Genomic DNA, 20,249 nt, shown 5'->3' on the forward strand with positions numbered 1-20,249 from the left:
ACGGATGTCCCCCCATGACCACAGATACCTCGCCTGCCAATAATCAGCAGGTTAAAGAAAAGATCAGCCAAATTCGTCAGCTTCCTCCTGCACTGCGCTGGATTCCCGCCACGGTCACCGTCATTTTGATGGCGATGACGCTGGATTATCTTTTCAACGTTGGCTTACTGACGTTCGTAACCGGCTTGGAAACGCAGTTCTACTATGCCGTTGTGGCGCTGCTGCTACCGCTGGTGTTTTTGCTTTGGCCCATGCGCAGTCGCCAACAAGAGCAGCCTATTCCCTGGTACGACTACACATTGAGCGCCATCACGCTTATCGTTGGCGGCTATTTTGTTTACAACGCAGTACCTATTTTGGAGCGCGGCTGGGCCTTTTCAGCGCCCGAAATCGCCATTTATGCCAGCTACGCCTACTGGCTGCTGATTGTCGAAGCAGCACGCCGGGCGGGTGGTTTACCCATTGCGATTATTGCCGGGGTATTCTCGCTCTATCCGCTGGTGGCCGATATCGTCCCTGGCCCGATCCAGGCGTTTCCTTCCACCCTTGAACAAACCGCCATGTACCACACCATGAGCACCGAAAGCATCATGGGGGTGCCGCTGCAGGCGTTCGCGGGCCTGGTGATCGGCTTTTTGGTCTTTGGTGTCGTGCTGCAGAAAAGCGGCGGCGGTAAGTTTTTTATTAATCTGGCCTTTGCGCTCCTGGGTCATGTACGCGGCGGCCCTGCTAAGGTGTCGATTTTCTCCAGTGGCCTGATGGGCTCCATGAGCGGCAGCGTGATCAGTAATGTATTGACCACCGGCGTGCTATCGATTCCCGCCATGCGTCGTATCGGTATGAGCCGCTCCTTTGCGGGCGGTGTAGAAGCCTGCGCCTCAACCGGCGGTGTATTGATGCCCCCTGTTATGGGTGCCACCGCTTTTGTCATGGCGATGTTTTTGGACATTCCCTACTCCGCTGTGGCGCTGGCCGCCGTGATTCCTTCGATTCTGTATTTCCTGGGTCTGTTTATTCAGATTGATGCCTACGCGGCCCGCCACGACATTAAAGGCTTGCCCGCCGTTGAGCTGCCTTCACTTTGGCAAACCCTCAAAGAGGGTTGGTATTTTATTTTTGTCTTCGCGTTATTAGTCTGGATGCTGCTGATTATGCAGCGCGAAGCCGTAGCGCCTTTTTACGCTACCGCGCTGCTGTTAGTGCTGAACCAGCTTTCCAAGCATAACCGCTGGGGTTGGAAGGATGTGGCCGACACGCTGTCATCTGCCGCCAAGCTGTTTGCCGAACTCATCGCTATTTTGGCCGGCGTGGGCATGCTGGTCGGTGCGCTTTCGATGACCGGCCTTTCCGGCACCATCGCTAACGACTTTATCAATATTGCCGGTGGCAGCGTGCCGCTGCTACTGATTATGGGCGCCGTGACCAGTTTCGTACTCGGCATTGGCATGACCGTGACTGCCGCCTATATTTTCCTTGCCGTTGCGCTAGCCCCCGCGCTGATTCAAGGCGGAGGGCTGGATCCCATGGCCGTACATATGTTCATTCTCTATTGGGGCATGCTGAGCTTTATTACCCCGCCAGTGGCACTGGGTGCCTTTGCCGCGGCTACCGTGGCCGGAGCCCGACCCATGGAAACGGGCCTGCAGGCGATGCGTCTGGGTAGCGTGATCTACTTTATTCCCTTCCTATTCGTACTCAACCCCGCGCTGATTATGCAGGGCGCGCCGCTGATGATCGTGGCTGTCTTTATCCAGGCGGTCATCGGCATCATCCTGTTTGCCTCTGCCATGCAGGGTTACCTGATGGGGGTTGGTCGACTGGGCTATGGCGCACTGCAAGAGATCGTGATTCGTGCCTTGATACTGATCGCTGGCCTACTACTGGCGCTACCGGGTGGTGGGATGGTGCCGCTTAGCCAGTGGGAATTGATCGGTCTGGCCGCAGCCGCGCTGGTACCCGGTGTTTTGATGGCACGCTTAAGCCAGCGCCACCATCGGCGTTCGCAAAGCGCCTCTGTTGCGTAACAGATGGGGCGCCAAGCGTACTCTTTTCAATTCACTATCATGCGAAATACGAGAGCCTAACTATGTCCGTTCATTATCAGCGTCACGGCGATGTAGGCGTTATTCAAATAGCCAATCCGCCGGTCAATGCCTTAAGTCACGCGGTACGCAGTGGCTTAGTCGATGCGCTTAAAGAGGGTGTTGCTGACACAGATGCTAAAGCGCTGGTCGTGCTCGCCGATGGCCGCACCTTTATTGCCGGGGCAGATATTCGTGAGTTTGGTAAGCCGCCTCAAGCCCCTCTGCTGCCCGATGTGATTAACCAACTGGAAGCCTGCCCAAAACCGCTGATTGCCGCCCTGCACGGCACAGCCCTGGGCGGTGGATTGGAAGTGGCTTTGGGCTGCCACTATCGAGTGGCACTAGCGGGAACCCGGGTGGGTCTTCCGGAGGTTAAGCTGGGTCTACTGCCCGGCGCTGGTGGCACCCAGCGTTTGCCGCGTTTAGTAGGCGTTGAGCGCGCCTTAGAGATGATCACCAGCGGGCGTTTTGTGGAAGCAGAAGAGGCGCTTGAGGCAGGTATTATCGATGCTATCAGCAACGCTCAAACGCCCCTTGAAGCGGGTTTAGCCGCCGCCCAGGAAGTGCTGGCAGACGCCCAAACGCCCCGCATCACCGGCCAGCTTCCTGCCCCGGCGGCGAATCCCCAGGCCGTCACTGCGATGTTGGATTGGCTTAACCAACAATCTCCCGAGCTGTTCTCGCCGTTTCGCATTGTCGAAGCGATTCAGGCCTGCGTGGAAGCCGAATCACTTGAGGCTGGATTACGCCGCGAGCGAGAACTGTTTCTAGCCTGTATGGACTCCCCCCAGCGCGCCGGGCTTATTCATCTGTTTTTTGCCGCACGCAGCCCGCACCTAGTGCCCGACGTTGAAAAAGCCAGTGCTTTTAAACACGTTGCGCTGATTGGTGAGCATCCGCTCTTTGAACGCCTGCAAAAGGCCGCGCAAAAGGCAGGCATTAGCTTAACCAGCGCGTCCAACGAGGCCACCGAACTTTGCCTACTGGCGCCAAATACTACTCAGGATTCCCTCGCGAATTACCCTGTTGTCGCACTGGAAGAAATTGGCAGCGACAGCGATACGGCACTAAGCCTGATCATTGCTGAAAATGGCCAAATAGGTGAGTTAGTCAATGTAAGCGCAGAGCCACTTACTCAGCAGCGAGCCGCACTGACCCTTAAAGCGTTGCGGCTAAACATCGTGGTCAGCCAACAAAAAAGCATACTTCGCGCGATGCATGCTGCCATTCAGCAAGCTTCAGCCAGTGAAAAGCAGTCAGCGCTTGAACAGGCAAGTATCAATATAGCGGAACAGAGCTTCTGCTACCGGGAAAGTGACATCGATTTACTCGCGGTGGAAGCGTTTGGCTACCCGCGTCACCTAGGAGGGCCACACCGCCAGGCCACGCTCTCAACTGCTGCTAAGGATGTATAGCCCATGAACCTCACCTTTAGCCCCGAAGAGCAGGCATTTCGCGAACAGGTACGCCGCTTTCTAGCCGATGCACTGCCCAGCGATATTAGCCAGCGCGTGCGCTTGGGCCGCCATCTGCGCGCTGATGACTACCTGCGCTGGCAGAATATTCTTAGCGAACAGGGTTGGTTGGCGTCTAACTGGCCAAAAGAGTTTGGCGGCCCAGGCTGGGGGCCAGTACAGCGGCATATTTTCGACGAAGAGTGCGCCGCGGCCCATGCCCCTACGGTCGTTCCCTTCGGCGTTAATATGGTGGCCCCCGTCATCATGAAATTCGGCAGTGTCGAGCAGCAACAGCACTATCTGCCGCGCATTTTGAGCAACCAGGATTGGTGGTGCCAAGGCTACTCAGAGCCCGGCGCTGGCTCTGATTTAGCGGGCCTAAATACCCGCGCCGTGCGTGATGGCGACCACTATATCGTCAATGGTCAGAAAACCTGGACCACCCTGGGCCAGCACGCCAACATGCTGTTCTGCCTGGTACGCACCGACCCAGACGCCAAGAAGCAGGCGGGCATCAGCTTTCTGTTGATTGATATGCAGACACCGGGTATCACCGTGCGGCCAATTATTACCCTTGATGGTGCCCACGAAGTTAACGAAATCTTTTTAGATAACGTGCGCGTACCCGTCGACAACCGCGTCGGTGAAGAGGGCCAGGGCTGGACCTGCGCTAAGTTCCTGCTCACCCACGAACGTACGGGGATTGCGGGGCTTGGTCACGCCAAGCAGGCGCTGCGCCACTTGAAGTCGCTGGCGAGCCGGATTCAGCATCGCGACAAACCGCTGCTGGAGCTACCCAGCTTCCGTCAGCGGGTGGTGAAAGCGGAACTCGAACTAATGGCGCTGGAAGTGACTAACCTGCGCGTGATTGCCGCTGCCCGAGATGGCGGTGTACCCGGCGCAGAGAGCTCGCTGCTAAAAGTACGCGGCTCGGAGCTTCGCCAGGAGCTAAGCGAGCTTACCCGGCGCGCCCTGGGCCCTGCTGCGCTGCCATTCTTTCCCGACTTCCTGCATGGCGACGACAGCCTGGATGACGAGCGCGCCCAAAGCGCGGCCGCCAGCGCTCAGTATTTCAATCGTCGCAAGCTGTCGATTTATGGCGGCGCCAATGAAATACAAAAAAGTATCGTCGCCAAAACCATTCTAAATATGTGAGGTCACCATGGATTTTGCTTTAACCGACGAGCAGCGCATGCTCGAAGAGACGCTCACCCGTTTGGTGGCCGACCAGGTTTCCGCCGAGCAGCGCCGCGCTATGCTGGCCGCTGCTCCAAACCGCGATTCTGCACTATGGCGCACCTTTGCCGAGCTGGGTTTGCTGCATATGCCCTTCAGCGAAGACATGGGCGGGCTAGGGGGCGATGGCACCGACCTGATGATTATTATGCAGGCACTGGGACGAGGCTTAGTGCCCGAACCCTATCTGGCTGGCCTAGTGCTGCCCGGCCAACTGCTGGCCGTTACCGCCAACAGCGAACAGCAAACCCGGTGGCTAGCCCCACTGCTTGAAGGTGAGCATCAGTTGGCGCTTGCTTGGCAGGAGATTGGCGCCCGCTACGACGCCTTTACGGTAGCTACCCAAGCTACCCAGCAAGGCGACCAATGGCAGTTAAATGGTAAAAAACACGTGGTACTTAACCTTGAAGCCGCTGCGGCTACGCTGGTCAGCGCTCAATTAGCCAGCGGCAAGCTAGGGTTATTTATTGTGCCAGCGGATGCACCGGGCACATCTACGCACCTATATCGCACTATCGACGACCAGCCCGCCGGCGATCTGACCCTGGACAGCGTCACGCTGCCGTTAACCAACTGCCTGAGTGAAGATGTTAGCGATGTGCTAGCGGAGGTACTGGCTGTTGGTCGCGCAGCGCTCTGCGCCCAAGCCATCGGCGCAATGGAGGAGGCCTGCGACCAAACGCTCGCTTATTTAAAAGAGCGCAAGCAGTTTGGCGTACCGCTTTCGACCTTTCAGGCCCTGCAGCACCGCATGGTGGATATGCACTTGCACCTGGAGCAGTCCCGCTCCATGGCGATTTTAGCCGCCACTAGCCTCGCGCTCCCTGCAAGCGAACGGGATTACAAAATTGCCGCGGCCAAAGCCTACTGTGGTGAATCAGCTCGCTTTATTGCCGAACAGGCGATCCAGCTGCATGGGGCGATGGGTATGACCGAAGAGTGCTATGTCGCTAACTACGCCAAGCATCTGGTGATGTTCGATCACTACCTGGGCGACAGCGACTACCATCTCGAAACGGTCAGCGAGCTGTTAAAGGTTGCCTGAGAACGTTGCCAGAAAAGTTAATTAGGGAGCGATACATGCCAGATTACGTCGGCAAGTTAGTGACTGTCAGCGCTATTGAAAACGGTATCGTCGAAGTCGCCATTGCACGTCCAGAAGTACGCAACGCTCTGAATGAAGCCACCGCCCTGGCCCTCAATGAGGCGCTGGCGGCGGTGGCAAACAATGAGCAAGTTCGCTGTGTGATTCTGCGAGGTGAAGGTAGTGCGTTTTGCGCCGGCGCTGACCTGGCAGAGTTTGAGAAGGCAACGTCTCAGCCTGCGAGCGAACGGCTGGAAACGCTCTTTCTGCCCGCTCTGCGCAGTTTAATGGCAATGAATAAACCGGTGATTGCAGCGGTTAGCGGTGCGGCTGCGGGCATCGGTGTTTCCTATGTTCTCGCCAGCGATATGGTGGTGATGGGCCGCTCCGCTTACCTGAAGCTTGCTTTTATCAATATTGGGCTCATTCCCGACGGCGGTGCCTGCTGGCATCTGGTGCGCAAGCTTGGCCATGCCCAGGCATTCGAGATGGCCGCCTTAGCGACCCCCATTTCGGCAGAGCGATGCGTGATGCTGGGCTTGGCCAATCGGGTTGTCGAAGATAACCAAGTACTAGACGAAGCTCGGTCGTTGGCGCAAGCACTGGTGAGTCAATCGCCCCAGGCGTTAAGCGCTACCAAACGCGCCTTACGGGAAGCTGCCCAGCGCCCGCCAAATGACACGATGCAATTAGAGGGCGAGCTTCAAGATCAGTGCAAGGCGTCGGAAGATTTTCACACCCGGGTGGCGGCGTTTCGTCAAAGCCGCCGTAAATGATCTAACGCTTTCTGGTAATCCTGGCGCAGCGTGGCCACTTCTTCGGCCACGCTGTGCATAGAGGCAATAGCGCCTACGCCCTGCCCCGCGCCCCAGATATCCCGCCACGCTTTTGCCTTACTGCTCCCCCCTGAGCCATAACGCATAGCGGTTTTATCACCTTCAGGCAGCGCATCAGGATCCAATCCCGCCTGCTCGATACTTTGCCGCAGATAGTTACCGTGCACGCCGGTAAACAGGTTGGTATAGACAATGTCGCCTGCCGCTGCGTCCAGCACCATCAGTTTATAGGCCGCTTGAGCGTTTGCCTCTTGGGTGGCGATAAAGCGCGTGCCCATATACACCAAGTCCACGCCTAGCGCCTGGGCGGCAACGATCTGTTCACCTTTGCTAATCGCCCCCGCCAGCACTAACGGGCCATCGTAAAAGCGGCGCACCTCCGCCACAAACGCAAAGGGGTTTAACCGCCCGGCATGGCCGCCCGCGCCGTGGCAGACCAGTATCAGCCCATCAACTCCCGCATCGATCGCTTTCTTGGCGTGCCTCAACGTGGTCACATCGTGAAACACCAGCCCGCCATAGGCATGCACCTTTTCCACCACTTGATTAGGCGCGTGCAGACTAGTGATGACCAGCGGCACCTTGAACTCGGCGCATAACGCGACATCGTGCTCTAGACGATCATTGGTGGGGTGCACAATTTGGTTCACCGCAAAGGGCGCTGAGGGTTGTTCGGGGTGCTGCGCGTCATAGTCGGCCAGGGTTTGAGTGATCTGCTGTAACCACTCACGTAATACGTCAGCAGGTCGGGCGTTGAGCGCGGGGAAAGCACCCAGAATGCCCGCTTGGCACTGGGCAATCACCAGTTCTGGCCCGGAGACGATAAACATGGGTGAACCGATCACCGGCAGGTTTAATGAAGCGGTTAGACGCGTTAGCATGGGAAACTCGCTGGTTGTTATTGTGAGGCAATACTGCAAAAGGCTCCACTGAGCCTTTCAAGAAGATGTCACACTACAATGGCATGGTCGGAACAACCCTACGCGGGGGCGCTGTGAACCCATCCATGGGCGCTACTTTCGCCATCTGACCGCCATGGATGGCGGAAATGCCGGAAATGTCGGGAATTTTTTTCCGGCCATGGCGAAAGACCCCCGCTACGGGTTGTTCCGACCAATACGTGGATGCCAGAAGCATTTACAGCTTGCTCTCAAGCTCGGGCAGGATCTCAAACAGATCCCCCACCAGGCCGTAATCCGCCACCTGGAAAATCGGTGCTTCGTCGTCTTTATTGATCGCGACGATCACCTTGGAGTCTTTCATGCCCGCCAGGTGCTGAATGGCACCGGAAATACCCACGGCGATATACAGATCTGGGGCAACGATCTTGCCGGTCTGGCCAACCTGCATATCGTTGGGCACAAAGCCTGCGTCTACCGCGGCCCGGGAAGCACCAATGGCAGCCCCCAGCTTGTCGGCAATGCCGTCGAGCAGCTTGAAGTTTTCGCCGTTGCCCATACCGCGGCCACCGGAGATCACCACCTTGGCTCCGCCCAATTCGGGACGATCTGACTGCGCCAGCTCCTCTTTGACAAAGCTGGACTGGTTGTTGTCCACCATTACGTCGACGGCTTCCACCGTCGCGCTGCCGCTGGTGCCGACCGCATCAAAGCCGGTGGAACGCACGGTGATGACCTTGAGCACATCGTCGCTTTTCACCGTCGCAATGGCGTTACCGGCGTAGATAGGACGCTTGAAGGTATCGGCACTGTCCACGGCGATAACGTCCGACAGCTGGCTGACGTCTTTTAGCGCCGCTAAACGCGGCAGGACGTTTTTGCCGGTGGTGGAGGCGCTGGCCAGCACGTGGGTGTAGCCATCGGCCAGTTCGACCAGCAGCGCGCCCATGGGCTCGGCGAGCTGGTGGGCGTAAACGGCGTTATCCGCGACGCGGACTTTGCTTACGCCGTCAAGTTTGGCGGCGGCTTCGGCGGCGGCTTGAACGCCTTCACCGGCCACCAGCACGTCAATATCGCCACCGATGGCTTGGGCGGCCGCCACGACGTGGGCGGTGGCGCCGGCCAGCTGGCCTTCGTGTAGATCCGCAAGTACCAGAATGCTCATGGCATCAACTCCTTTCAAAGCTCTTTTCTTAAAGTACGGTTTTCAAAGCACTTATCTTAAAGAGCTTATCTCAAAGAACTTTGGCTTCGTTTTTCAGTTTGTCGATCAGCTCGTCTACCGAGGCGACTTTGACGCCGCCTTTGCGCTCGGCGGGCGACTCGACTTTGAGCAGACTGACCTTGGAGGCGACCTCGACGCCGTAGTCGGCGGGGGTTTTCACATCCAGCGGTTTTTTCTTGGCCTTCATGATGTCGGGCAGCTTGGCGTAGCGCGGCTCGTTGAGACGCAGGTCGGTGGTGACAATCGCTGGCAGCGTCAGCGCAATAGTCTGCAGGCCGCCGTCAATTTCACGAGTCACATGCACCTTGTCACCGTCCACTGCAACTTCCGAGGCAAAAGTGCCTTGGGGCAGACCGGTCAGCGCGGCGAGCATTTGGCCGGTCTGATTGTTGTCGGTGTCGATGGCCTGCTTGCCCAGCACCACCAACCCCGGCTGCTCCTCTTCGACCACTTTGGCCAGCAGCTTGGCCACGGCCAGGGATTCGGCGCGCTCGTCGGTTTCGATATGAATGGCGCGGTCGGCGCCCAGCGCCAATGCCGTACGCAGCTGCTCTTGGGCGGCTTTGGGCCCTACCGTGACGGCGACGACTTCTGTCGCCACGCCCTTCTCTTTCAAGCGTACCGCCTCTTCCACGGCAATTTCGCAGAAGGGGTTCATGGCCATTTTGACGTTGGTAAGATCGACATCCGAATGATCCGCCTTAACGCGGATTTTGACGTTATAGTCGATGACGCGTTTCACCGCGACGAGTACTTTCATAAGGCGTGCTCCTGGCGATTAAAAATATTTAACCTAGATAATTTCGCATAGCAGAACTATGTTTCACTTTATAAAAAGAACAATAAAAAAACACTGCACAAAGGTCAAGCGCTTCCTCATTCTTACCCCCCTTTAAAAGGGTGCCCATACAAACCACGCTGCCAATAGCGGAATCGAGGCGACCAGAAATCTGCCGTTCCAGCGGTAGCCGATACGCGTGGCGGGTACACCGGTAAATCGGGACAAAATCAGCATTGATGCGGTCATCGGCGACGACATTAGCGCCAGCGCCCAGCCTACCATCAGCGATGCACCTATCAGCGCAGGCGTTAGCCCCTCAATGGCTAGCTGTGGTAGCAGCCCCACCAGCAGCGTTACCGTCACGATAGGATTAACGCCTACCTGGGCTAGCCCCACTACCATCAGCATCGCCAGCACGGCATTGAAGGCGCCCCACGGGTTCAACACCGTTAGTAGCGGCGCCAACTGCTGAGTGTCCACCAGCCCAACGCATAAATGCCCCAAATAGCCCGCCGCCCCTAGCACCACGATCTCATTGGCACTGGGCGAAAGCAGCCACGGCAACTGACGATGCACCGCGCTAACCGCTGCAGGCAGCCCGCCGAAGCCAAGCCTGCGCCGCTGCCAGGCAAGCCAAATCAGCGCCCCCGTGGGCGCACCTAACAGCGCGGCAATGGGTAAGCGCAGTGTTAATAGCCAGGCAAGGCTAAACACCAGCGCCACAATTCCCAGCAGCAACACACTGAACTGGGCCAACGGACGTAACGAAGGAGCATTTACCTGGGCTTTATTGGCTGGGGGATGTGGGCCGGTGAGAAAATCCACTGCCCAACCCGCCAGAAAAATTAGCACTGCGGCACCCAAAATATACGGCGCAAGCGCCAGCCAGGTAACCTGAGGAAGGCTCGACAGCACTACCGCCACCCCAATGCCCATAGGGGAGATCAGCGGCGCCAGGGAAAACCCGCGCAACAGCGCCAACATCATGCGCCGCTGACGGGCTTCTCGCACCCAGGCACGCCCTTGGGCTGCGCCTAGGGTGTTACTCTTCTCAATCATGGCGGCAAATAAGTTAAGCACGCCGATATTGAGAATAATCCCAAACAGCGCAGAGCCGAGCGATAAAATCGGGTAGCGGCGGCTAGGCGGTTGAAGCAGCATACTCTGCCCACAGCGACGCACCAGGCGTGAACGGTAGGCCGGCAAACGTAGCATGCTCAACGCCACCACAAAGGTAGCAAAAAACGCAAAACGTCCGCTGGCTTCAAACAGCAGTTGGCTTGGGTTTGGTGAACGCCAGAGCGCTAGCAGCGACATTATAAAGGCTACTAGCAGTAACCCTTTGGCCATACGTGTTAGCTTGCCAGCAAGCGTTAATAGATAGAGCGCCAGCGCGGCAATGCCGACGGCTTGCCAAAACAGGCTGCCAACCACCAGATGATACAGCGTTGCCAAGGTGACCAGCAGTAACAGAGAAACCCGCAGGCGGGCTGGGCTCACTCAGCCTTCTCCCTGGGTATTTTTTTCCGGGAAGCCTTCAGACGATTCACTGCCACTGCGGCGCCGAAATGAACCTTCACCCATGGCCACTAAATTGCCTTTCTCATCAACGATCTCACCGCTGCTCATATAGGTTTTCTGACCGCCGCCGCGCACCGTGCCTATTGCCTTCAACACACCTTGCCGGGCGGGGCCCACAAAGGTCGTGGTTAATGAGAGCGTCATGCCCCGGCGAATATTGCCCGGTACGCTACAGTGCAAACCCGCCAGGCTCAGCGCGCTATCCAACATGGAAGCTAATACACCGCCATGTACATTGCCGCTGCGGTTAAGATGTTTTGGCTCAATGGTCAGTTCAACGACTACTCGACCCTCTTCCCACTCAACGACGTGCATGCCCAGCAGTTCGTGGTAGCCCATTAACGCTTGCTGAGGTGAATGGCTCATGAGGCGCTCTCCTGCTGGGCTAAATCCCGCAGCCGCCCTTTAAGAATTTTGCCGCTGGCGGTGGAAGGTAGCGTATCCATCAATACAATTTGAGTAGGCCGTTTGTAAGGCGCCAACCGCTCGGCGATAAACGCCTTGAGCTCCGCCATATCAACGTCAACGCCCGGCTCGCACTGCACAAACGCCACGACTTCTTCATTACCGGCGATTTGACGCCCCACTACGGCGGTAAGCGTTACCGCCGGGTGCTCGTTAATCACCGCTTCCACATCCGGTGGGTAGATATTGAAGCCGGAGCGGATAATCAGCTCTTTGCTACGCCCTACAATATAGAGTTGGTCATGGTGATCGAGTTTGGCGATATCACCGGTATTGAGCCAACCATCTTCGGTTAGGGTGGCGCGGGTAGCTTCCGGCTGGCGGAAGTAACCCTTCATAATATTAGGCCCGCGCACCCATAGTTCACCCACTTCATCTCCAGGCTGCTCGGCAGTTCCGCTGTCGCTAAGCGGTTCCAGGCGGTACTCAAGTAAAGGCAATACCCGGCCAACGGTGCTAGTTGCATGGTGGTCATCGATGCGGGTCTGGCTGATGGTAGGGCTGGCCTCGGTTAAACCGTAGCCGTTATGCAGCGTCAGCCCAAAGGCTGCCTCTACCCGCACTTTGGTGTCGCTATCTAACGGTGAACCTCCTGCTGACATATAAATTAGATCAGGCGCTTCTAACGGGCGCTGTTCACGTTTTAAAAACTCTAACGCCCGGGCATACATCGCCGGCACTCCCTGGAGAACGGTAATGTGCTCCTGCTTTAGCGTCGCCAACATATGGGCGGCATCGAAGCGCGGCACGGTATACAGGCAGGCGCCGTTATAGAGCGACCCCATACATACCGAAGAGAGGCCAAACACATGAGACATGGGCAGCACGCCGTAGACCCGCTGCCCTTCGCTTAAATGACGCATGCCCCCAGAGATTGAGGCAATATACAGAATGCCACGATGGGTCAGCATGACGCCTTTAGGTGTGCCAGTGGTGCCTGAGGTGTAGATCATCGCCGCCACCTGTTCGGCGCCGCTCGCGCAGACCGGCTCGGGCTCGCTGTCATACAGCTTCGAAATGGCCAGCCCACCCAACTGAGGGTGCTGGTAGCAGTCAGCCGCGTGGCGCTCGGCGTGCTGACACGCCTCTGGGGATGCTTCACAGGTATAGAAGACTCGCCGGGGCAGGCAGTTGCCCTGAATCAGGTCAACTTCCTGTGCTGACAGGCGCGAGTTCACAATCGCTACCCAGACATCCAATTCACTGGCAGCCAACAGCAGCACGACCAGAGCGCGGCAGTTTTCACTCACCGTCATAATACGGTCGCCGGGACGAATACCTAGATCGCTTAACCAGTCACAGGCAACGTGTATCTCTTGGCCAAGCTCCGCATAACTCCAGCGCACATTGCCATCCACGATAGCGGGGTGCTCGCCAAGCAGTTTGGCATTTTCAAGCACGCGGGTACTGAGGCGCTCGGGAAGCTCGGCCACCAGCTCGCTGGCAAGGCGCCCAAAAATAGCCTCGTCCGGCGCTTGGTAGGAAACCGATAAAGCCATTAGGACGCCTCCCGCACCATGTTGCGAGCAATGACGATTTGTTGAATCTGGGTAGTCCCTTCGTAGATACGAAATAGCCGCACATCGCGGTAGAAACGCTCAACCGCGTATTCCGACATGTAGCCCGCCCCACCGTGAACCTGCACCGCGCGGTCTGCTACCCGGCCAACCATTTCGGCGCAGAACAGTTTGCAGCAGGAGGCCAGTGTCGAAACATTTTCGCCATCGTCTTTACGCCGTGCAGCGTCCATCACCATGGTTTTGCCTGCATAGGCTTCGGTTTTGCTATCCGCCAGCATGGCTTGGATCAGTTGGTGCTCGGCAAGCGCCGCACCAAACTGCTTACGCTCCATGGTGTAGCGCAACGACTCTTCCACTAAGCGCTCGGCTACGCCTACGCAGACCGCCGAGATATGCAGTCGCCCGCGGTCTAGCACCTTCATCGCCGTTTTAAAGCCTTGCCCCTCTTTTCCGCCAATAATATTTTCAGCGGGTACCCGGCAGTTGTCGAAAATAATATCGCAGGTGTGGGCGCCCTTCTGGCCCATCTTGTTATCCGCAGGCCCGCGTACTAACCCTGGCGTGTTACCTTCGACGATAAAGGCTGAAATACCGCCTGCGCCTTTATTCTCTGGGTTGGTACGCGCCATTACGGTAAACAGATCGGCTTCTGGGCCGTTGGTGATATAGCGCTTGGTGCCGTTCAAGATATAGTCATCGCCATCCCGCACCGCCGTCGTGCGCAGGCTGGCGGCGTCGGAGCCGGAATCGGGCTCGGTGAGACAGAACGAGCTAAGAATCTCGCCCGTGGCCAAGCGTGGCACATACTTGGCTTTCTGCTCATCAGTACCATCAATCAAAATACCCTGGGCGCCAATGCCATTATTAGTGCCAAACACCGAGCGAAAGGCAGGCGAGGTTTTACCAATCTCCATCGCCACCAGCGCCTCCTCCTCCATCGTCAGGCCTAGACCGCCGTACTCTTCTGGAATCGATAGCCCGAAAAGTCCCATCTCTTTCATTTCCGCAAGAATTTCCGGGGGCACCGCATCCTCTTCGGCTAGGCGTGCCTCATTAGGAATTAAGCGCTCACGGACAAAGCGGGCGATGGTATCGACAAGCTGGTTAATCAATTCGGGATCGCGAATCATGACGGCTCCTGGTGGTAACGGGTTTTATAGTTAGAGTTATCATTCGAAGTAGCGCTGGGCGTGGACAGTGCGTGCATTTTGCATAGCAAAACTATTGTCCACTATTCTTGTCAGGCACTTTTGCATAGCCTAGGATGGCAGTCAATAATTGAAACACCATTTTGCAATGCAGAATCACAATACTAAATATACACCCATTTGCAGAGAGGACTTAGCGTATGGCTAGCGAATCAACACCTTCCCCCTTTACCACGCTTGGCATCGTCGGCACCGGTGCCATGGGGCGTGGCATCGCACAGTTGGCTGCCCAGGCCGGTCTAGACGTCATGCTTTTTGACGTTAAAGAGGGTGCCGTACAAGAAGCTAAAGCCTTTATTAATGGCTTATGGCAGAGAAGTGTCGAAAAGCAGCGCATTAACGCAGAACAGGCTCAGCACTATAGTGAACGGTTGATTGAAGCCAGCGAGCTTGCCGCGCTCGCGCCCTGCGATATTGTGGTGGAAGCCATTGTCGAGAAGCTGGAGGCCAAGCAGGGGCTGTTTAGCGATTTAGAAGCAATCCTCAGCCAGCAGGCTGTGTTGGCGACCAATACCTCTTCACTCTCCGTCACGGCCATTGCCGCCGCCTGCCAGCACCCTGAGCGGGTTATTGGCTTTCACTTCTTTAATCCCGTGCCGCTGATGAAGATTGCCGAGGTCATCCCTGGCTTGCGTACCACCGATGAGGTGACTCAGCGGGTCAATGCTCTAGGACAAGCCATGGGCCACTTTACGGCCCAAACCACCGATACACCTGGGTTTCTGGTTAACCATGCCGGTCGTGCCTTCGGCACTGAAGCGCTGCGACTGTTAGGCGAAAGCGTCGCTGACCCGGCCACTATTGACCGTATTATGGTTGATCAGGGCGGATTCCGGATGGGGCCCTTTACCCTGCTTGATCTTACCGGGCTGGACGTTTCCCACGCCGTGATGGAGTCGGTGTATCACCAGTATTATGAAGAAGCGCGTTTTCGCCCTTCACCGTTAACCCGACAGCGCTTGGCCGCGGGCTTGCTGGGGCGTAAAACCGACGAAGGCTTTTACCGCTATGTGGAAGGCAAACAGCAGATGCCGGATGAGCCGGTCATCAAGCCTGCCTCACCTTGCCCGGTATGGATTAGCCAGGAAGACCCCGAGAGTGCCAAGGCACTCACCGCGCTGGTGCATGCGGCGGGCTGGCCATTAGAAACTGACCCACTACCCACTGCCCAAGCGCTATGCCTGCTGACTCCCTTTGGAGAAGATGCCACTAGCTGCGCCCTGCGCCAGAGGCTAGACGCTGAGCAGTGTGTAGCGGTGGATATGCTCGCAGGGCTCGATAAACGCCGCAGCCTCATGGCCACGCCAATCACCCACTCCGCTTTCATTCAAGCAGCGCAAAGCCTGCTCAATCATGACGGTACGCCGGTAAGTACTCTGCAGGACAGCAACGGCTTCGTTCTTCAGCGCATTATTGCCTGCATCGTCAACGTCGGTGCCGACATTGCCCAGCAAGGCGTGGCAGAACCCACGACTATCGACCGAGCGGTTGAGCTGGGTTTGGGCTACCCCTTCGGCCCGCTACGCATGGGCGACCATTACGGCGCCACGCGCATCATGACGATATTGACCAACCTGCTTGAGGCCACCGGCGACCCACGCTATCGGCCTAGCCCCTGGCTGCGCCGCCGCGCCGCGCTGCAAATGTCGTTAACCGCCGCTTAACCCTACCAATAACAAGGAGCATCACCATGCAAGACGCCTATATTTACGACGGTTTACGTACCCCTTTTGGTCGCCACGGTGGCAGCTTAGCGGCTATTCGCCCAGATGAGCTGTTGGGGCTGACGCTTAAAACACTGGTAGCCCGCAACCCATTCGCGCCAGCAAGCTATGAAGAGGTGCTGGCAGGCTGCACCAACCAAGCGGGGGAAGACTCCCGCAACGTAGCCCGTCACGGCGCACTGTTGGCAGGTCTGCCCATCGAAGTGGCAGGGCAAACCGTTAACCGGCTTTGCGGCAGTGGCTTGGCAGCGATGATGGATGCGGCCCGGGCGGCACGGCTAGGTGAAGGCGAGCTGTTTTTAGCAGGCGGCGTTGAGTCCATGTCCCGTGCACCTTATGTGTTGGGTAAAGCGGACTCTCCCTATGCCCGCAACCAGCCGTTGTACGATACGGTGATTGGCTCACGCTTTCCCAACCCCTGGATTGCTAAGGAGTACGGCAGCCACAGCATGCCGGAAACTGCTGATAACATTGCCCACGACCTGAATATTAGCCGCGATGAAAGCGACACCTTTGCCGCCCGCTCTCAGGCCCGCTACGCCCAAGCGCTGGCCTCAGGCTTTTACGACGGCGAGATGTTTGGCGTAGAGGTGCCCCAAGGACGTAAACAGCCGCCACTGATGGTAGATAAAGACGAACACCCCCGCCCACAAAGCACCGAAGACAAACTGGCCCAACTGGGCGCGCTGTTTGAGGGTGGCATTGTCACCGCCGGCAATGCCTCGGGTCTGAATGACGGCGCCGCTGCCATGATTGTCGGCACCATGGCCGCCGGTGAACGTATGGGCCTAGCACCACGCGCGCGCATTGTCGCCAGCGCCGTTGCCGGTGTTGCACCGCGGGTTATGGGGTTGGGGCCAGTACCCGCTTCGCAAAAGGCGTTGGCGCGTGCAGGGCTTACCCTTGAGCAGATGGATGTAATTGAAATCAACGAGGCGTTTGCCGTTCAGGTGCTTGGCTGCGTGCAGCAGTTAGGGCTCTCCGTTGATGATCCACGCTTGAACGCCAACGGCGGCGCCATCGCCATTGGTCATCCTCTGGGGGCTTCAGGAGCACGCTTGGCGCTTACGGCTCTCCGACAGCTTGAGGCGACCGGTGGGCGCTACGCGTTGGTCACCATGTGCATCGGCGTCGGTCAGGGTATTGCCACAATTATCGAGCGTCTGGACGGCTGATTTAGCGTCAAACAGCCGCTATTTCGTTGATAGGCATGAACGCTGCGTCTAAGTAGATATGCGATACTGGGCGCCATAAGCCACCTATTGTTGGGATATTGAATGCACCCCACCGACACTGATGCTGACGACTCGCAGTTGCCAGGAAAAGATCGTAACTTTGTGACAGCGCTTGCGCGCGGTCTAGAGTTGCTGCGCGCCTTTGGCGCAGGTGAAGAGTATTTAGGCAATGCTGAGCTCTCCAACCGTACAAGTATCCCTCGCCCGACGGTGTCACGTTTAACCTATACCCTGACGCAGTTGGGCTATCTCCAACACAATACCCACCTGGAAAAGTACCGCCTTGGGCCAGGTGTCTTAGCCTTGGGATATCGCTTTCTCGCCAATATGGGCATTCGCGAAATTGCTCGCCCGCATCTGCAGAAATTTGCTGATGCCACCGACTGTAACGTTAGCCTGGGCGGGGCCGACCGCAGTGACATGGTTTATTTGGAAACCTGCCACGGCCATGGCCCGCTAATCATTCGCCTGGACACGGGCTCCCGCCTGCCCATTGCCACTTCCGCCATTGGTCGTGCCTGGCTATGCGGTTTGTCTGACGAACGGCGCCAGCAGGTGCTCCAAGAGTTGGCCAGCGAGTATGGTAGCGACTGGCCGCGTTATGAAGCGGGTATACAACAGAGTTTCAAAGACTATGCACAGTACGGTTTTTGTCTCTCTGAGCAGGATTGGCAGCGCGATATTAGCGCGGTGGCGATGCCGCTAATTTTAGAAGATGGCGCCGAGGTCATGGCGATTAACTGCGGCGGCTCCAGCCTGCGCTTGGATCACGACCGCTTGGTTAATAACTTAGGCCCACGTCTCAAAGAAGTCGCTAATCAGATTAAGCAGGAACTCGCGCCAAGAAACCGCTCGGCAAGGTAAATTCAAGCTAGGGAGACTTTAACTAACGCCCGTTTGAATGCATCATAGACTTCTAAACAAGCGCAGCGATACCAAGAGCGCCGAGGAGTGGGGATGCCAAGCGAGTGGATAGCGCGTCATGATCAAACAGTCACCCTTAAAGGCGAGTGGACACTTGCCAATTACCGCTATATCAAAGCGGCGCTTAATCACAGTGAAACTCGAACCGAACTTGGCAAGCCAACGGGTGCGACGGTTTCGTTAGACGCAATAACTCGCCTTGATACCGCCGGTGCCATACTCATTGTAGAGCTGATTGGCGTTGAGAAAGCACAGGCGGTAGCGGATTGGGCAGCAGAACTGCCGAAAGAGCAGCAGGCGCTGCTGGTGCGTATTGCCGAAGCCATGGAAGCGCCGCTTGACGTTGATCCCCCCTCCTATTCGCGTATTAGCCAAGCGCTTGCCAGCGTGGGCCAACACATGGCGGGGCTTTGGTCTCAGCAGCGCCAGCTGCTGGCCTTTATTGGTCTCGTCGTGGCTACCCTATTCCATCTGGCATTGCGGCCACGCCACTGGCGCCTAACGGCCACCGTTGCCCATATTCAGCAGAGCGGTCTTAATGCCGTACCCATCGTCGCGCTACTCACCTTTATGGTGGGTGCCGTTGTGGCTTTCCTTGGCGCTACCGTTTTGCAGGATTTTGGCGCCACGATTTATACCATCGATCTTGTTGCGTTCTCATTCTTGCGAGAGTTCGGCGTTCTGCTTGCTGCAATTTTATTAGCGGGACGAACCGCCAGCGCCTTTACTGCCCAGATCGGCGCCATGAAATCCAATGAAGAGATTGATGCCCTGCAGGCCCAAGGGCTAGATCCTATCGAACTTTTGGTGCTGCCACGGGTAATGGCGATGTTAATTAGCCTGCCCATGCTAGCGTTTGTGGGCATGCTCAGCGGCTTAGCGGGTGGTGCCATGGTCACCTCTTTGTCACTGGATATTTCACTTACCCAGTTCATGGCCACGCTGCAAAAAGACGTATCGGTGACACACTTTTTGGTAGGGCTTAGCAAAGCACCGGTGTTTGCCTTTGTGATCGCCGTTATCGGCTGCCTTGAAGGCTTTAAGGTCAGCGGCAGTGCGCAGTCGGTGGGAGAACACACTACGTCAAGCGTCGTTCAGTCGATTTTTATGGTGATTCTGATTGATGCCGTCGCCGCGCTATTCTTTATGGAGATGGGCTGGTGATCAATTCAGATAAACCGACAGAGCAAAACGACCTACCGGTCATTAAGGTTCGAGGCTTGGTGAACCACTTTGGCGCTCATGTGGTTCACGAAAACTTAGACCTAACCCTTGAACGTGGAGAAATCCTCGGCGTTGTAGGCGGTTCTGGTACCGGTAAATCAGTGCTGTTACGCAGCATCGTTGGTTTGAAGCGCCCCAATGACGGCACGGTTGAAGTCCTAGGCACAACCCTTAACGAGCTTAACGAGGCACAGCGCAGTCAAATAGAGCGGCGCTTTGGTGTACTGTTTCAACGCGGTGCGCTGTTCAGCTCGTTGAACCTGCAAGAAAATATTGCCCTACCGCTAATTGAACACGCCAGGCTACCCCGTGAAGACGCCGAGCATCTTGCCAGGGTAAAGCTAGCGTTGGTCGGGCTGCCGCCACAGGCCGCGCTGCAGTTTCCTGAGTCGCTGTCTGGCGGCATGGTCAAGCGCGCCGCCCTTGCCCGTGCCTTAGCGCTTGATCCTGACATTCTGTTTCTTGATGAGCCCACGGCGGGGCTTGACCCTATTGGCGCGGCGGCCTTCGATCAGTTGCTGGTCACCCTTCGCGATGCGCTGGGTTTCAGCGTTTTCCTGGTCACCCATGACCTGGATACGCTCTACGCTGCCTGCGATCAGGTCGCGGTACTTTCACAGAAACGTGTGCTGGTGGTGGATACCATCGATAAAGTGGCGGATACCGACGATGAATGGGTTCAAGACTACTTTCACGGCCCGCGAGGTCGAGCCGCTCAGCGTGCTCATACCGGCTCTTCAAATAACGCTAACGTCCAGGAGTGACT

17 protein-coding genes are annotated in these 20,249 nt (G+C 57.0%); 10 read left to right on the forward strand and 7 right to left on the reverse strand.

Annotation, left to right across the window (positions count from 1 at the left end; genetic code table 11):
• Positions 1 to 14: 14 nt before the first annotated feature.
• The 5 genes from LMS44_RS11915 to LMS44_RS11935 all read left to right on the forward strand — a co-directional run bounded on the left by LMS44_RS11915 (position 15) and on the right by LMS44_RS11935 (position 6,637).
• Positions 15 to 2,024, forward strand: a complete 2,010-nt coding sequence (locus LMS44_RS11915) for a TRAP transporter permease (RefSeq protein ID WP_414123683.1) — start codon at positions 15 to 17, stop codon at positions 2,022 to 2,024.
• Between the two features lie 62 nt (positions 2,025 to 2,086).
• Positions 2,087 to 3,499 carry an enoyl-CoA hydratase/isomerase family protein gene (locus LMS44_RS11920; protein ID WP_414123684.1) on the forward strand — a complete coding sequence of 471 codons (1,413 nt, stop codon included), beginning with the start codon at positions 2,087 to 2,089 and terminating at the stop codon, positions 3,497 to 3,499.
• Between the two features lie 3 nt (positions 3,500 to 3,502).
• On the forward strand, positions 3,503 to 4,696 hold the full coding sequence (locus tag LMS44_RS11925; protein ID WP_138801548.1) for an acyl-CoA dehydrogenase family protein: 1,194 nt from the start codon (positions 3,503 to 3,505) through the stop codon (positions 4,694 to 4,696).
• A gap of 7 nt (positions 4,697 to 4,703) precedes the next feature.
• Positions 4,704 to 5,822: an acyl-CoA dehydrogenase family protein gene (locus LMS44_RS11930; protein ID WP_414123685.1), complete on the forward strand. Its 1,119-nt coding sequence runs from the start codon at positions 4,704 to 4,706 to the stop codon at positions 5,820 to 5,822.
• A 35-nt stretch (positions 5,823 to 5,857) separates the two neighbouring features.
• On the forward strand, positions 5,858 to 6,637 hold the full coding sequence (locus tag LMS44_RS11935; protein WP_414123686.1) for an enoyl-CoA hydratase/isomerase family protein: 780 nt from the start codon (positions 5,858 to 5,860) through the stop codon (positions 6,635 to 6,637).
• Here LMS44_RS11935 and LMS44_RS11940 read toward each other — a convergent pair.
• From LMS44_RS11940 to LMS44_RS11970, 7 genes are all read right to left on the reverse strand, one after another.
• Positions 6,619 to 7,578 carry an NAD(P)H-dependent flavin oxidoreductase gene (locus LMS44_RS11940; RefSeq protein ID WP_027959565.1) on the reverse strand — a complete coding sequence of 320 codons (960 nt, stop codon included), beginning with the start codon at positions 7,576 to 7,578 and terminating at the stop codon, positions 6,619 to 6,621. The two genes, LMS44_RS11935 and LMS44_RS11940, sit on opposite strands and share 19 nt — an antisense overlap.
• A 256-nt stretch (positions 7,579 to 7,834) precedes the next feature.
• Positions 7,835 to 8,761 carry an electron transfer flavoprotein subunit alpha/FixB family protein gene (locus LMS44_RS11945; protein ID WP_141441253.1) on the reverse strand — a complete coding sequence of 309 codons (927 nt, stop codon included), beginning with the start codon at positions 8,759 to 8,761 and terminating at the stop codon, positions 7,835 to 7,837.
• Positions 8,762 to 8,831: 70 nt separating this feature from the next.
• Positions 8,832 to 9,581: an electron transfer flavoprotein subunit beta/FixA family protein gene (locus LMS44_RS11950; RefSeq protein WP_039858181.1), complete on the reverse strand. Its 750-nt coding sequence runs from the start codon at positions 9,579 to 9,581 to the stop codon at positions 8,832 to 8,834.
• Between the two features lie 132 nt (positions 9,582 to 9,713).
• A complete protein-coding gene (locus tag LMS44_RS11955; RefSeq protein ID WP_414123400.1) occupies positions 9,714 to 11,102 on the reverse strand; it encodes a hypothetical protein in 1,389 nt (462 codons plus the stop codon).
• Positions 11,103 to 11,549: a PaaI family thioesterase gene (locus tag LMS44_RS11960; protein ID WP_211596500.1), complete on the reverse strand. Its 447-nt coding sequence runs from the start codon at positions 11,547 to 11,549 to the stop codon at positions 11,103 to 11,105.
• Positions 11,546 to 13,147 carry a class I adenylate-forming enzyme family protein gene (locus tag LMS44_RS11965; protein ID WP_476488219.1) on the reverse strand — a complete coding sequence of 534 codons (1,602 nt, stop codon included), beginning with the start codon at positions 13,145 to 13,147 and terminating at the stop codon, positions 11,546 to 11,548. Before LMS44_RS11965 ends, LMS44_RS11960 begins: the two co-directional genes overlap by 4 nt.
• Positions 13,147 to 14,298: an acyl-CoA dehydrogenase family protein gene (locus LMS44_RS11970; RefSeq protein ID WP_138801425.1), complete on the reverse strand. Its 1,152-nt coding sequence runs from the start codon at positions 14,296 to 14,298 to the stop codon at positions 13,147 to 13,149. Before LMS44_RS11970 ends, LMS44_RS11965 begins: the two co-directional genes overlap by 1 nt.
• Positions 14,299 to 14,516: 218 nt before the next feature.
• On the opposite strand from LMS44_RS11970, the gene LMS44_RS11975 reads away from it, so the two are divergent.
• The 5 genes from LMS44_RS11975 (at position 14,517) to LMS44_RS11995 (ending at position 20,247) form a co-directional block, all read left to right on the forward strand.
• Positions 14,517 to 16,040, forward strand: a complete 1,524-nt coding sequence (locus tag LMS44_RS11975; protein ID WP_159176834.1) for a 3-hydroxyacyl-CoA dehydrogenase — start codon at positions 14,517 to 14,519, stop codon at positions 16,038 to 16,040.
• Between the two features lie 26 nt (positions 16,041 to 16,066).
• Positions 16,067 to 17,275 (forward strand): 3-oxoadipyl-CoA thiolase, encoded by a 1,209-nt coding sequence (locus LMS44_RS11980; RefSeq protein ID WP_476488220.1) that lies wholly within the window; start codon positions 16,067 to 16,069, stop codon positions 17,273 to 17,275.
• A gap of 102 nt (positions 17,276 to 17,377) precedes the next feature.
• Positions 17,378 to 18,199: an IclR family transcriptional regulator gene (locus LMS44_RS11985; protein WP_022523324.1), complete on the forward strand. Its 822-nt coding sequence runs from the start codon at positions 17,378 to 17,380 to the stop codon at positions 18,197 to 18,199.
• 93 nt (positions 18,200 to 18,292) lie between these two features.
• The gene (locus LMS44_RS11990; RefSeq protein ID WP_022523323.1) at positions 18,293 to 19,423 is read left to right on the forward strand and encodes an MlaE family ABC transporter permease; all 1,131 of its coding nucleotides are present in this window, start codon (positions 18,293 to 18,295) and stop codon (positions 19,421 to 19,423) included.
• Entirely contained in the window at positions 19,423 to 20,247 is an 825-nt protein-coding gene (locus LMS44_RS11995) for an ABC transporter ATP-binding protein (protein WP_159177932.1), read from the forward strand. Before LMS44_RS11990 ends, LMS44_RS11995 begins: the two co-directional genes overlap by 1 nt.
• Positions 20,248 to 20,249: the final 2 nt, after the last annotated feature.

The sequence above is a fragment of the Halomonas profundus genome (assembly GCF_020865425.1).
GTDB classification, from domain to species: Bacteria; Pseudomonadota; Gammaproteobacteria; order Pseudomonadales; family Halomonadaceae; genus Vreelandella; species Vreelandella titanicae.